The organism is Amycolatopsis sp. NPDC051371 (assembly GCF_040682155.1).
In the GTDB taxonomy this organism is placed as follows: Bacteria; Actinomycetota; Actinomycetes; order Mycobacteriales; family Pseudonocardiaceae; genus Amycolatopsis.
In genome coordinates, this window is sequence record NZ_JBFBAG010000035.1 from 31505 (window position 1) to 45194 (window position 13690).

The following is a 13690-nucleotide window of genomic DNA, read 5'->3' on the forward strand; positions in this document are numbered from 1 at the left end:
GACCCTATTCGTTTCCCGGTGCGCCGTGGTTCGCTGTGGCGCGTAACACGGCTGTCACACGGAGGATCACCCGGATGCGCTCGACACCGCTGGCCCGGCGTCTCGGCCTGGCCGACGCCGTTTTCCTGGGCCTGGGCTCGATGATCGGCGCGGGCGTGTTCGCCGCGTTCGCCCCGGCGGCACGGGCCGCGGGCGCCGGGCTGCTGCTCGCATTGGTCCTCGCGGCGGCGGTCGCGTACTGCAATGCGACGTCTTCCGCGCGATTGGCGGCGATTTACCCGCAATCGGGGGGAACTTACGTTTACGGCCGGGAAAGGCTCGGTGAATTCTGGGGCTACCTGGCCGGCTGGGGATTCATCACGGGGAAGACGGCCAGCTGCGCCGCGATGACGCTGACCGTCGTCGCCTACGCGGCGCCCGGTCTCGGACAGCCGTGGCGGAGCTTGTTCGCCGTCGCGGTCGTCGCGGCGCTCACCGCGGTCAACTACTTCGGCGTCCACCGGTCCGCGCTCGCGACCCGGGTGATCGTGTCGTGCACCCTGCTCGTGCTCACCGCCGCGGCCGTCACGATGGCAACCGGGCCGGCCGCGGGCGGTCCGCTCGTCGCCTGGCCGGGCGCGGACGGCGTCCTCGAGGCGGCCGGGCTGCTGTTCTTCGCCTTCGCCGGGTACGCGCGGCTCGCGACGCTCGGCGAGGAGGTCCGCGACCCGGCCCGGACCATCCCCCGCGCCATCCCGCTGGCCCTCGGGCTCACCCTCGTCGTCTACGCGGCGCTCGCGGTGCTGCTGCTCGTCCGGCTCGGCCCGGCCGCGCTCGCCGCGAGCCCCGACCCGATCGCCGCCGCCGTCCCGGGGTGGCTCGCCCCGGTGGTCCGCGTCGGCGCGGCGCTGGCGGCGCTCGGCTCGCTGCTCGCGCTCATCCTCGGCGTCTCGCGCACGACGCTGGCGATGAGCCGCGACGGCCACCTCCCCCGCTTCCTCGCCGCCGTGCACCCGCGCCACGACGTGCCGCACCGGGCCGAACTCGCCGTCGGGCTCGTGGTCGCCGTGCTCGCCGCGTCGATCGACCTGCGCGACGCGATCGGCTTCTCGTCCTTCGCGGTCCTGACGTACTACGCGGTCGCCAACGCCGCCGCGCTCACGCTCAAGGGGAAGGTGCGGGCCGTCCTGGGGCTGGCCGGGTGCGTGGTGCTGGCCTTCAGCCTGCCCCTGCCGTCGGTGCTGGCCGGCTGCGCGGCGCTGCTGCTGGGCGTCTTGGCCTACGGCCTTCGTCGGATCCGCCGGTGAGAAATCACCCAACCGCCCGAAACATCCGAAGAAAGTTGGTTGTCCGGGTATGTGAGCACCTGGTGTAGTCATGGTGCCGCTGTCGGCAACGGCTTCCACTGTGGACACTGGAAGGACTGATCCCCTTGGTTCCCAAGCGCTGGTTCACCCTGCTCAGAAACGTCACCACCGCGGTGGCCGCGGTCGCCGCGGCCGCGTCGTTCGCCACCCCCGCGATCGCGGCCCAGCCGCCGTCCACCGACGTCGTCGGCGGGACCCGGGCCGCCCAGGGCGAGTTCCCGTTCATGGTCCGGCTGTCGATGGGCTGCGGCGGCGCGCTCTACACCAACCAGATCGTGCTGACCGCCGCCCACTGCGTCAGCCGGACCGGCGCCAACACCTCGATCACGGCGACCGTCGGCGTGGTCGACCTGAACAGCACGAGCGCCAAGAAGATCAAGTCGACCTACGTCTACCAGTCCCCCACCTACGGCACCTCGACCGGCGGCGACTGGGCGCTGATCAAGCTCGCGAGCCCGGTCACCGGCCTCTCGACGCTGCCGATCGCGACGACGTCCACCTACAACACCGGCACGTTCACCGTGGCCGGCTGGGGCGCGGCCCGCGAAGGCGGCGCCCAGCAGCGGTACCTGCTGAAGGCGACCGTCCCGTTCGTGGCCGACAGCACCTGCGCCGCCCAGGGCGGTAGCTACCCCGACCTCATCCCGAGCGCCGAGATCTGCGCCGGCAACCTGACCGCGGGCGGGGTCGACACCTGCCAGGGCGACTCCGGCGGCCCGATGTTCCGCCGGGACAACGCCAACGCCTGGATCCAGGTCGGCATCGTGTCCTGGGGTGACGGCTGCGCGCGGCCGCACGCCCCCGGCGTCTACACCGAGGTGAGCACGTTCGCGTCGAAGATCGCCGCGGCCGCCGCCGGTCTGTAACCGCTTCCGCGAAGAGGGGGCCCGCCGCGGCGGGCCCCCTTCAGCGGGTCTTGTCCAAACGGGACAGTGCCTCTTCGTAGCCGGCCACCAGGTCGGCGACGACGTCGGCGACCGGGCGGACCGCGTTCATCCGGCCGACGATCTGGCCGACCGGCATCGACACCACGCTCGGGTCGTTCGCCGCGTGGATCCGGTTGTGGGCGTGGGAAACCAGCAGGTTCTGCAGCGGCATCGGCAGCGGCTCGGGCGCGTCCGCCGCGGCCCACGCCTCGGTCCAGCGCGTCTTGAGCAGCCGCGCGGGCTTGCCGGTGTAGATCCGCGTCCGGACGGTGTCGGACGACTTCGCGGCGACGAGCGCCTGCTGCATCGCCACGGACTCGCCCATGGTCTGCAGGTACTCCTCGGTGGCGAGCCACATCGAGCCCATCCAGACGCCGGACGCGCCGAGTGCGAGCGCCGCGGCCACCTGCCGCCCGGACCCGATCCCGCCCGCGGCGAGCACCGGGACGTCGACGGCGTCGACGATCTCCGGCACCAGCACCATGGACGCGATCTCGCCCGTGTGCCCACCGGCTTCGTAGCCCTGCGCGACGACGAGGTCGACGCCGTTTTCGACGTGCCGGATCGCGTGCTCGGCCTTCCCGGCGAGCGCCGCCACCGGCACACCGCGATCGTGACACTGGCCGATGACGTCCGCCGGCGGTGAGCCGAGGGCGTTGGCGATCAGCTTGATCGGGTGGTTGAGCGCGACCTCGACGTGCGAGCGGGCGACCGAGTGCAGCCAGCCGAGCACGCCCGCGCGTTCGTCGGTGTCGTCCGGCAGCGGCGGCACCGAGAGGTCACGGAGCACCCGGTCGACGAACGCGCGGTGGCCCTCCGGGATGTGCTTCGCCAGGTCGACCTGGGTGCCCTCGGCCGGGATCTTCGCCGGCATCACGATGTCGACGCCGTAGGGCTTCCCGCCGGTGTTCTCGTCCATCCAGGTGAGCACCCGGTCGAGCTCGGCGGCGTCGTTGAATCGGACGCAGCCGAGCACGCCGAGCCCGCCGGCGCGGCTGAGCGCCGCGGCGACGTGCTCCGAAGGCGTGAACCCGATGATCGGCAGGTCGATGCCGAGCCGGTCGCACAGCGATGTCCGCACTCTGGTGTCCTCCTCAGACGGGCTGGGCCGCGGCCGGTTCGTGGTCGGCGGCGTAGCGCTGGGCCCACGGGTAGTCCGGCTTGCCGCTGGGCGAGCGGCCGATCTCCTCGGCCAGCCAGACGGTGCGCGGCACCTTGTACCCGGCGATCTCGCCCCGGACGTGCTGTTCGATCCCCGCGAGGTCGGCCTCGGCACCCTCGCGGAGCTGGACGACGGCGGCGACGCGCTGGCCGGTCCGCTCGTCCGGGATCCCGATGACGAGCGCGTCGAAGACGTCCGGGTGCGACTTGAGCGCGCCCTCGACCTCTTCCGGGTAGACCTTCTCGCCGCCGGTGTTGACGCACTGGGAGCCGCGGCCGAGCAGGGTGACCGTGCCGTCCTCCTCGTAGCGCGCGTAGTCGCCCGGGACGACGTACCGGACGCCGTCGACGTCGACGAAGATCTTCTTGCTCTTCTCGGGATCGCCGTAGTAGCCGAGCGGGACGTGCCCGCGGCGGCCGATCAGCCCGACCGCGCCGGGCTTCTTTTCGACGAGGTTGCCGTCGTCGTCGAGCAGGATGGCGTCCTGGCCGAAGTTCACCCGCGGGCCGGCGCTGTGGTCGGAACCCTTGGCCACCATGCCGATCCCGGTGAACCCGCTTTCCGACGAGCCGATCGCGTCGGTGATCACGGCGTTCGGCACGAGCTCGACGAACTCCTGCTTCACCGACTGTGAGAACAGTGCGGCGTGGCTCGACACCGCGACGACCGACGAAGCGTCGTAATCGCCCTCGCGGAACGCCTCGATCAGCGGCCGCGCCATCGCGTCGCCGACGATCGTGAGGACCTGGACCTTGTGCTCCTGCACGGCCTTCCAGATCTCGTGGGCGTCGAAGCGGGGCACGAACACCACGGGGCTGCCGGTGAACAGCGCCCCGAAAGCGGCCCACTGCGCGGCGCCGTGGATCAGCGGCGCCGCGGGCAGCCGGGTCAGGCTCCCGGCCTTGCCCTGCTCGGCGAGCGTCCACTCGTCCGGAACGTACTCGCCGGTGACGAAGTTGATGCCGCCGCCGAGCGCGCGCCAGATGTCCTCGTGGCGCCAGAGGACGCCCTTCGGGTAGCCGGTGGTGCCGCCGGTGTAGAGGATGTAGAGGTCGTCGTTGCTGCGCTCGTCGAAGTCGCGCTCGGGGCTTTGCTCCGCGAGTGCGGCTTCGTAGTCGACGCCGCCGTAGCTCGAGTAGTCGCCGTCGCTGCCGTCGTCGATCACGACAACGTGTTTCAGTTTCGGCGTCTCGGGCAGGACGGCCCCGACTTTGTCGGAGTAGCTGCGTTCGTGCACGAGGGCGACGAGATCCGCGTCGTCGAAGAGGTAGACGAGCTCGCCGTGCACGTAGCGGTAGTTGACGTTGACGGCGATCGCCCGCAGCTTGTACGCGGCGATCATCGCCTCGAGGGCCTCGATCGAGTTGCGGGAGTAGACCCCGATGTGGGATCCGCGTCCCACGCCGTGCGCGGCGAGGTGATGGGCGAGCCGGTTGGCCCGCGCCTCCAGTTCGGCGAAGGTGACCCGCCGGTCGCCGCACACGACCGCGACGCGCTCCGGCACGGCGTCGACGGCGTGCTCCAGAAGATCCGCGATGTTGAGTGCCACGCCCTCAAAGTAGAACATGTTATCGTTCTGGGCAATGGCACTGCTCCTTCAGGAGGTTTCCGTGGGTGAACCGCACGCGCTGGTCTCACAGGAGGGCCAGACCCTCGTCGTCACGATGAACCGGCCCGAGGCGCGCAACGCGATCACCGGCGAGATGATGTCGATCATGGTCGACGCCTGGGACCGGGTCGACGCGGACGACTCGATCCGCAGCTGCATCCTGACCGGCGCGGGCGGCGCGTTCTGCGCGGGCGCGGACCTGAAGTCGATGTCGAAGAACTCCCCGGCGGCGGCGTTCGACGCGGGCAAGTTCGACCCCGCGCACATCCCGGGCCTCCTGAAGGGCCGTCGCCTGACGAAGCCGCTGATCGCGGCGGTCGAGGGGCCGGCGATCGCGGGCGGGACGGAGATCCTCCAGGGGACGGACATCCGGGTCGCGGGTTCTTCTGCTCGGTTCGGGGTGTCCGAGGCGCGGTGGGGACTGTTCCCGATGGGCGGGTCGGCGGTACGGCTGCCGCGCCAGATCCCGTACACCCTCGCCGCGGACATCCTGCTCACCGGCCGCCACCTTAGCGCGGACGAAGCGCTGGCCATCGGCTTGATCGGCCACGTGGTCCCGGACGGCCAGGCCATGACGAAGGCACTCGAACTGGCCGAACTGGTGAACCGGAACGGCCCGGTCGCGGTCCGCGCGATCCTGCGGACGATCCGGGACACCGAAGGGCTCCACGAGGAGGAGGCCTTCAAGCTCGACTCGCAGTACGGGATCGAGGTCTTCGCGTCGGAGGACGCCAAGGAAGGCCCGCGGGCCTTCAGCGAAAAACGGAAGCCGGAGTTCCGCGGCCGCTGACCCGTGATCGAAGCCGGATCTCGCGTGATCAGAGACGTAACTCGCGTGATTGGGGCCGGAACCGGCGAGTTCCGGCCCCAATCACGCGAGTTCGGAATCCAATCACGCGAGTTCGGAATCCAATCACGCGAGTTCGGTCCTTGATCACCGTGATCAGCGGGGCATCACGCGTGACTGGAGGGGCATCGCGTGTGATTGGCGGGGCATCGGCGCGATGCCCCCTCGATCACGCGTGATGCCCGCCCAAGCACGCGTGATGCCCCTTTGCGCACCGGTTATCTAGAACGTGTTCCACGGGCCGAGTGCTGCAGCTTGCCGCCAGAACGAGAACGTGTTTCACTCATGGACGTGACCGAGACACCACTGGCGGCACCGCTCAACGTCGGCTTCGACTACACGCGCTCCACCGGGCCCGTCCTCGGCCGGTTCGTGAACGCGCTGCGGGAGCACCGCATCGAAGGCATCCGGGGCAGTGACGGCCGCGTGCACGTTCCGCCGGTCGAGTACGACCCCGTCACCGCCGAACAGCTCAGCGAGTTCGTCCCGGTGGCCGAAGAGGGCACCGTCGTCTCCTGGTCCTGGTGCGCCGAGCCGCTCGACGGGCAGCCGCTGAGCCGGCCCTTCGCCTGGGCGCTCGTCAAGCTCGACGGCGCCGACTCCGCCATGCTCCACGCCGTCGACGCCGGCGCGCCCGAGAAGATCCACAGTGGACAGCGGGTCCGGGTCAGGTGGGCTGAGGAGACGGTCGGGCACATCCGCGACATCGCCTACTTCCTCCCCCTCGACGCCGAGGACACCACGCCGACCGAGCCCGCTCCCCCGGTCGCCGAGCGCGCGGAAGGCGCCCCGGTCAGCGTGATCATCACGCCCGTGCACCTCAAGTACCAGCACTCCGCGTCCCCTGAGGAGAGCCGCTACCTGCGCGGGCTCGCCGAGGGAAAGCTCATCGGCCAGCGCTGCCCCGCCTGCGAGAAGGTCTACATCCCGCCGCGCGGCGCCTGCCCGACCGACGGCGTGCCGACCACCGACGAGGTCGAACTGCCCGACACCGGCATCGTGACGACGTTCTGCATCGTCAACGTCCCGTTCCTCGGCCAGCGGCTCAAGCCGCCGTACGTCGCCGCGTACATCCTGCTCGACGGCGCCGACATCGCCTTCCTCCACCTCGTTCTCGGCTGTGACGCCCAGGACGTCAAGATGGGCATGCGCGTGCGCGCCGCGTGGAAACCCCGCGAGGAGTGGTGGACGTCGCTGGAGAACATCAGCCACTTCGAGCCGACCGGCGAGCCGGACGCGGCCTACGAAACCTTCGCCCACCACCTGTGAGGTCCTGATGCCAGACGTCGCGATCGCGGGCTTCGCGAAGGCCCCCAACGTCCGGGAAACCGACGGCACCACCAACGGCGTGGAGATGCTCGTCCCGATCTTCGCCGAGGTCTTCGAAAAGACCGGCCTGTCCAAAAAGGACATCGGCTTCTGGTGCTCCGGCTCGTCGGACTACCTGGCCGGGCGCGCCTTCTCGTTCATCGCCGCCGTCGACGCGATCGGCGCGTTCCCGCCGATCCACGAGTCGCACGTCGAGATGGACGCCGCCTGGGCGCTCTACGAAGCGTGGCTGAAGATCAAGATGGGCGAGGTCGAGACCGCGCTCGTCTACGGCTTCGGCAAGTCCAGCGCCGGACAGCTGCGCCGGGTGCTCGCCCTGCAGCTCGATCCGTACGTCGTCACTCCCCTGTGGCCGGACTCGGTCTCGATCGCCGGGATCCAGGCGCGGCTGGGCCTGGAGGCCGGGCTCTGGTCCGAAAAGGACCTCGCCGAGGTCGCCGCCCGGGGCACCGGCAAGGACGTCAGCGAACTCCTCGACACGCCCTACCTCGCGGATCCATTGCGCCGGCACGACATCGCGCCGATCACCGACGGCGCGGCCGTGATCGTCCTGTCCACTGTGGAACGCGCGAAGGACATCGTGGAGCACCCGGCGGTGATCCAGGGCATCGAGCACCGCGTCGACTCCCCCGTCCTCGGCGCCCGCGACCTGACGCGCTCACCGTCCACCGAATCCGCGGCCCAGGCCCTGGACCTCGACGGCGTCGACCTCGCCGAGCTGCACGCGCCGTTCACGCACCAGGAGCTGATCCTGCGGACGGCCCTGAAGCTCGACGACACCGCGAAGATCAACCCGTCGGGCGGGGCGCTGGCCGCCAACCCGATGTTCTCCGCCGGCCTCGCCCGCATCGGCGAGGCGGCGACCCGGATCCACAGCGGCGAATCCCGCAAGGCCGTGGCGCACGCGACGAGCGGCCCGGCCCTGCAACAGAACCTGGTGACCGTGCTGGAGGCCCGATGACCAAGCAGCTCACCGCCGTGCTCGGCACCGGCCAGACGCACCACCGCGCCAAGCGGCAGGACGTCTCGATGCCGGGCCTGCTCCGCGAAGCGATCGACCGCGCGATGGACGACGCCCAGGTCGGGTGGGCGGACATCGACGCCGTCGTGCTCGGCAAGGCGCCGGACCTGTTCGAGGGCGTGATGATGCCCGAGCTCTTCCTCGCCGACTCCCTCGGCGCGACCGGGAAACCGTTGCTGCGCGTGCACACCGCCGGTTCGGTCGGCGGGTCGACGGCCCTGGTCGCGGCCTCGCTCGTCCAGTCCGGCGTGCACCGCCGGGTGCTCACGGTGGCGTACGAGAAGCAGTCCGAATCGAACGCGATGTGGGGCCTGTCGATCCTGCCGCCGTTCCAGATGCCGGTCGGCGCCGGCGCGGGCGGCTACTTCGCCCCGCACGTACGCTCCTACATCCGCCGCTCCGGCGCGCCCGATCACATCGGGGCGATCGTCGCCGCGAAGGACCGGCGCAACGGCGCCCTGAACCCGTACGCCCACCTGCAGCAGGCCGACATCACCGTCGAGTCGGTGCAGGCGTCGCAGATGCTGTGGGACCCGATCCGCTACGACGAGACGTGCCCGTCGTCCGACGGCGCGTGCGCGATGGTGCTCGGCGACGAGGCCGCCGGGGACGCCGTCGAAGGCGGCGCCGCGTGGATCCACGCGACGGCGATGCGCACCGAGCCGACGACGTTCGCCGGCCGCGACCAGGTCAACCCCCAAGCCGGCCGGGACGCCGCCGCCGCCCTCTGGGCCGAAGCCGGGATCAAGGACCCGATGTCCGAAGTGGACGTCGCCGAAATCTACGTGCCGTTCTCGTGGTTCGAGCCGATGTGGCTGGAGAACCTCGGGTTCGCGCCCGAAGGTGAAGGCTGGAAGGTCACCGAGGCCGGCGAGACGGCGATCGGCGGGCGGCTGCCGGTGAACCCGTCCGGCGGGGTGCTCTCGTCCAACCCGATCGGCGCGTCCGGCATGCTTCGCTTCTCCGAAGCCGCGAAGCAGGTCATGGGCCGGGCCGGGGACTACCAGGTCGACGGCGCCCGCATCGCGGTCGGACACGCCTACGGCGGCGGGTCGCAGTACTTCTCGATGTGGGTCGTCGGCGCCGGCAAGCCGCGTTGATACGCTCGACCCACCATGCCGATACTCGCTGACCACGAGCAACGCCGCCGCCAGATCGCCGAAGCCGTCTGGCGGATCGCGAGCGCGCGCGGGCTCGAAGACGTGTCCCTGCGCAAGGTCGCGGCCGAAGCCGGGGTTTCGCTGCGGCTCGTCCAGTACTACTTCGGCACGCGCGACGACCTGCTGCTCGGCGCGCTCGAAATCCTCAACGCCGACACCGGGGAGGGCGTCCGCGAGGGCATCGACCCGGAGGAGGGCGCGACCCCGCGCGAAGTGCTGCGCACCATGCTCGTCGGGATGCTGCCGGTCGACGACGGGCGCCGCACGCGCTACCTCGTGCACCTCGCCTACTTCGTCCGGTCCCTTTCGGACCCCGGCCTCGCGTCGGCGTTCAGCGCCGCGCCGCCCGAGCTGGAACGGCTGACCGCGGACCTGCTGGCGTGGGGCCGCGACCGCGGTGAGGTGGCGCCGGACCTCGAACTGGTACCGGAGGCCGAGCTGCTCCTGTCGAGCGTCGACGGCCTGCAGACCAGCATCGTCCTGGGCCAGCGCACGCCCGAGGCGGCCATCGCGCTGATCGACCACCAGCTGATGCGGCTCTTCAGCCTCGCGAACGTCGCCACTTGAGCGCGAGCAGCGTGCCGATCACCCCGGTCACGACGCCGACGGTGGCCGGCACCGCGACCGGCGGGTCCACCACGATCACCGGCTCGAGCACGACCGGGGCCGGCGGCTGGATCGGCTTCGGCGGCGCGTCGGAGCCGGTCGCCGTCCACGCCGTGACGTAGACGAGCATCCGCGCGATCAGCGAGATGAAGAAGATCAGGCCGATGACCGAGCCGAACGCGATGCCGGTCGGCGAGTCGCCGATCAGCCGGAGGTAGATGCCGCCGGCCAGCTTGAGCGCCTCGAACCCGATGGCCAGGGCGATCGCGCCGCGCATCGCGCTGCGCACGCCCACCTTCTGCCGCGGCAGCCGCGTGAGCACCCACAGGAACACCAGCCAGTCCGCGGCCAGCGAGAGCGGCACCGAGGACGCCGAGACGAGCTGGTGCCCCCAGCTCGTGTCGTCCAGGCCGGCCAGCCGCAGCAGGTAGCTGCCGAGCGCGGTGCCGGAGATGGTGATCGTGAACGACACCAGCAGCGCCGCGCTCAGGCCGAGCAGCGCGAGCAGGTCGACGGCGATGAGCCGCAGCAGCGGCTGGTCGGACCGGTTCTGCCCCCACAAGGCGGTCAGCGAGTCCCGCAGGGCGTTCATCCAGTTCCAGCCCGAGTAGAGGCCGATGACCAGGCCGACCGCCCCGACGCTCGTCCGCTGGTCGACGAAGCCGGTGAGCAGGTCGGTGGCCTTGTCGCCGAGCCCGCCGGGCAGCGTGGACACGATCGCGCGGACCATCGTGTCGAGCAGGTGCGGCTGGCTGGCCAGCACGAACCCGGCGACCGACGACGCGACCATCAGCAGCGGCACCAGCGACAGCAGGCTGAAGTAGGTGATCGAGGCGACGTAGTGGTAGCCGCCGCGGTCGATGTAGCGGTTGGTCGCGCGGGCGATGTGGTCCAGCCACCGGTACCGGGCACGGGCCCGCGCCCAGGGGGTCGGGACCTTGGGGGAACTCTTCACGGACACTGTCTACCCAGCGGACGGCCTCTTAGCGCAGACAACACGCGGTCGGACCATCCGATCGGCATCAGCCCAGGACGACCAGCTCCGTGCCGTCGTCCACCGGCAGGGCGGCGTCCGTCGTCGCGAACACCGTGCTGCCCAGGAAGTCGAGCTCGCAGCCGAGGGTGGCCAGGAACGAGGTGTCCGCGGCGTCGCGGCCGGTGGAGATGCGCAGCATGGTCTGGCGCGGCGCCAGGCGGGTGGCGTCGAAGACGTACCAGTGGCCGTCGACGGCGGCCTCGAACACGGCGTGGAAGTCCATCGGGGCCAGTCCGGGCGCGTAGACGCCGACGTAGCGCGCGGGGATGTCGAGGGACCGGCACAGCGTGATGCAGACGTGCGCGAAGTCGCGGCAGACGCCCTCCCCCGCGAGGAGCGTGTCGATCGCGTCGTCGGTTCCGCGGCTGGATCCGACCACATAGGACAGTCGCTCGTGGACGTGCCGGACGATGGCGTCGACTTTCTTCCGGTCGCCCTTCATGGAGTAGAGCTCCGGCGGCACCAGCCCGGCGACCCGGTCGGACGGGCAGTACCGGCTCGGCCGCGTGAAGACGGCGGCGTCGGCGCGCGTGACCGGCTCGGGTTCGGGCTCGGCCAGCGCGCGTTCGGCGTGGTAGGTGACGCGGTGCTCGCCGGCGGGCAAGTCGAAGACCTCGGCGCGGGTCCCGTGCTCGAACTCGACGAGCTCGCTTTCGCCGTGCCAGGAGACCTTGAGCTCCTCGGTGTCCGCGTGCGCCGCGGCGACCGAGACCGCCGCGGGCCCGGGTTCGGTGACGCGGACGGAGAACTCGACGTCGACGGTCGCTCGCGGGGCCATCACCTCATGATGTCACCCTTTGGCAGAATCGCCGGGTGGCCGACATCGCGCTGTTCCACTCCGTCCTGGGGCTGCGGCCCGTCGAACTCGGTCTCGCCGGCCGCCTGCGGGAGGCCGGGCACCGCGTCGTCACGCCGGACCTCTACGACGGCCGCACGGCGTCGACCCTCGAGGAGGGCTTCGCGCTGAAGGACGCCGTCGGCTGGGAGACCATCACCCGGCGAGCCCGCGACGCCGTCCGCGACCTGCCCGCGGAGACCGTGCTCGTCGGGGTGTCGATGGGGGCGGGTGTCGTCGAGACCGTGCTGCCGCACCGGCCCGGCACCGCCGGCGTCCTGCTGCTGCACGCCTTGGGGAATCTGCCCGCCGGGACCAGCACCGGACTGCCGGTGCAGGTGCACGTCGCCGACCCCGACCCGATCGCGCCGCCGGCGCAGGTCGCGGCGTGGTCCACCGCCGCGACCCGGTCGGGCGCCGATGCCGAGGTGTTCCGCTACCCCGGCATCGGCCACTTCTACACCGACGCGGACGGGCCCGACCACGACGAGCGCGCGGCCGCGCTCACCTTGCGGCGCGTCCTCGAGTTCCTCAGGCGTACCGCACCGGGTAGTGCTTGATCCCGTTGAGCCAGCTCGACCGCAACCGCACCGGGGGCTCGGCCTCGGTGATGCCCGGCATCACGTCCGCGATCGCGTTGAAGATCAGGTCGATCTCCAGCCGGGCCAGGTTGGCGCCGATGCAGTAGTGCGAACCGGTGCCGCCGAAGCCGACGTGCGGGTTGTCTTCGCGGAGGATGTCGAACTTCTCCGGGTCGTCGAAGACCTCGTGGTCGAAGTTGGCGGAGCTGTAGAACATGCCGACGCGGTCGCCCTTGCGGATGTGCGCGCCGCCCAGCTCGGTGTCGCGGGTGGCGGTGCGCTGGAACGCGACCACCGGGGTGGCCCAGCGGACGATCTCGTCCGGCGCCGTCTTCGGCCGCTGCTCCTTGAACAGCTCCCACTGGTCCGGGTGGTCGAGGAACGCTTTCATGCCGTGGGTGATGGCGTTGCGCGTGGTCTCGTTGCCGGCGACGGCGAGCAGGATGACGAAGAAGCCGAACTCGTCGGAGCCGAGCGCTTCGCCGTCGACGTCGGCCTGGATCAGCTTCGTGACGATGTCGTCCATCGGGCACTTGCGCCGGTCCTCGGCCATGTTCCAGGCGTAGCCGATGAGCTGCGCGGACGCCTCCAGCGGCTCGACCTCGTACTCCGGGTCGTCGTAGGCGACCATCTGGTTCGACCAGTCGAAGATCTTGAGCCGGTCTTCCTGGGGGATGCCGATCAGCTCGGCGATGGCCTGCAGGGGAAGCTCGCACGCGACGTCGGTGACGAAGTCGCCGGTCCCCTTCTTGCGCGCCTCGTGGACGATCCGCTCCGCGCGGTCGCGCAGGGTGTCCTCGAGTTTCGCGATGGAACGCGGGGTGAAGCCCTTCGAGACGATCTTCCGCAGCTTCGTGTGCTGCGGGGCGTCCATGTTGAGCAGGACCAGGCGGTTCGCGTTGAGGCGGTCCTCGGTCATGCTCTCGTCGAAGCGGATGATCGCGGTCTTCTCGCTGGACGAGTAGAGCGTGCTGTCGCGCGAGACCTCCTTCACGTCTTCGTGGCGCGAGACGACCCAGTAGCCGTCGTCGCCGAAGCCTGCGGTGTTGGTCTTCTGGGGGTTCCACCACACGGGCGCCGTCCGCCTGAGTTCGGCGAATTCGGCCAGGGGCAGCCGTTCGGCGTAGAGGTCCGGGTCCGTGAAGTCGAAACCGGCGGGGATGAGCGGAGCGGCCACGTTGCCTCCCACGGTTCGCCTTTGAAACACGTTCTAACGGCGATTAGAGCATACG

At 70.7% G+C, this 13690-nt stretch carries 13 protein-coding genes; 8 read left to right on the forward strand and 5 right to left on the reverse strand.

Features of this window, described 5'->3' with window-relative positions; genetic code table 11:
* Window positions 1–74: 74 nt before the first annotated feature.
* Window positions 75–1286 carry an amino acid permease gene (locus AB0M59_RS35415; RefSeq protein WP_364624166.1) on the forward strand — a complete coding sequence of 404 codons (1212 nt, stop codon included), beginning with the start codon at window positions 75–77 and terminating at the stop codon, window positions 1284–1286.
* 125 nt (window positions 1287–1411) lie between these two features.
* A complete protein-coding gene (locus AB0M59_RS35420) occupies window positions 1412–2212 on the forward strand; it encodes a serine protease (protein ID WP_364624168.1) in 801 nt (266 codons plus the stop codon).
* Between the two features lie 40 nt (window positions 2213–2252).
* Here the strand turns inward: AB0M59_RS35420 and AB0M59_RS35425 are convergent, their stop codons facing one another.
* Window positions 2253–3353: a nitronate monooxygenase family protein gene (locus AB0M59_RS35425; RefSeq protein WP_364624170.1), complete on the reverse strand. Its 1101-nt coding sequence runs from the start codon at window positions 3351–3353 to the stop codon at window positions 2253–2255.
* A 13-nt stretch (window positions 3354–3366) separates the two neighbouring features.
* Entirely contained in the window at window positions 3367–4983 is a 1617-nt protein-coding gene (locus tag AB0M59_RS35430) for an acyl-CoA synthetase (RefSeq protein WP_364624171.1), read from the reverse strand.
* A gap of 61 nt (window positions 4984–5044) precedes the next feature.
* Between AB0M59_RS35430 and AB0M59_RS35435 the strand changes: the two genes are divergently transcribed.
* The 5 genes from AB0M59_RS35435 (at window position 5045) to AB0M59_RS35455 (ending at window position 9967) form a co-directional block, all read left to right on the forward strand.
* Window positions 5045–5833: a crotonase/enoyl-CoA hydratase family protein gene (locus AB0M59_RS35435; RefSeq protein WP_364624172.1), complete on the forward strand. Its 789-nt coding sequence runs from the start codon at window positions 5045–5047 to the stop codon at window positions 5831–5833.
* 342 nt (window positions 5834–6175) lie between these two features.
* The gene (locus AB0M59_RS35440; RefSeq protein ID WP_364624174.1) at window positions 6176–7159 is read left to right on the forward strand and encodes an OB-fold domain-containing protein; all 984 of its coding nucleotides are present in this window, start codon (window positions 6176–6178) and stop codon (window positions 7157–7159) included.
* Between the two features lie 7 nt (window positions 7160–7166).
* Window positions 7167–8180, forward strand: coding sequence for a thiolase domain-containing protein (locus AB0M59_RS35445; protein ID WP_364624176.1), 1014 nt, complete (start codon window positions 7167–7169; stop codon window positions 8178–8180).
* Window positions 8177–9340 (forward strand): thiolase domain-containing protein, encoded by a 1164-nt coding sequence (locus AB0M59_RS35450; protein ID WP_364624178.1) that lies wholly within the window; start codon window positions 8177–8179, stop codon window positions 9338–9340. The genes AB0M59_RS35445 and AB0M59_RS35450 overlap by 4 nt, the downstream gene beginning before the upstream one ends.
* Window positions 9341–9355: 15 nt before the next feature.
* Window positions 9356–9967, forward strand: coding sequence for a TetR/AcrR family transcriptional regulator (locus AB0M59_RS35455; protein WP_364624180.1), 612 nt, complete (start codon window positions 9356–9358; stop codon window positions 9965–9967).
* Here the strand turns inward: AB0M59_RS35455 and AB0M59_RS35460 are convergent.
* Window positions 9942–10961: a YhjD/YihY/BrkB family envelope integrity protein gene (locus AB0M59_RS35460; RefSeq protein WP_364624182.1), complete on the reverse strand. Its 1020-nt coding sequence runs from the start codon at window positions 10959–10961 to the stop codon at window positions 9942–9944. The genes AB0M59_RS35455 and AB0M59_RS35460 overlap by 26 nt on opposite strands.
* Window positions 10962–11028: 67 nt before the next feature.
* Window positions 11029–11820 (reverse strand): transglutaminase family protein, encoded by a 792-nt coding sequence (locus tag AB0M59_RS35465; protein WP_364624183.1) that lies wholly within the window; start codon window positions 11818–11820, stop codon window positions 11029–11031.
* Window positions 11821–11855: 35 nt separating this feature from the next.
* On the opposite strand from AB0M59_RS35465, the gene AB0M59_RS35470 reads away from it, so the two are divergent.
* Entirely contained in the window at window positions 11856–12437 is a 582-nt protein-coding gene (locus AB0M59_RS35470; RefSeq protein ID WP_364624185.1) for a dienelactone hydrolase family protein, read from the forward strand.
* Here AB0M59_RS35470 and AB0M59_RS35475 read toward each other — a convergent pair.
* Window positions 12409–13635, reverse strand: coding sequence for a cytochrome P450 (locus AB0M59_RS35475; RefSeq protein WP_364624187.1), 1227 nt, complete (start codon window positions 13633–13635; stop codon window positions 12409–12411). The genes AB0M59_RS35470 and AB0M59_RS35475 overlap by 29 nt on opposite strands.
* Window positions 13636–13690 lie beyond the last annotated feature (55 nt).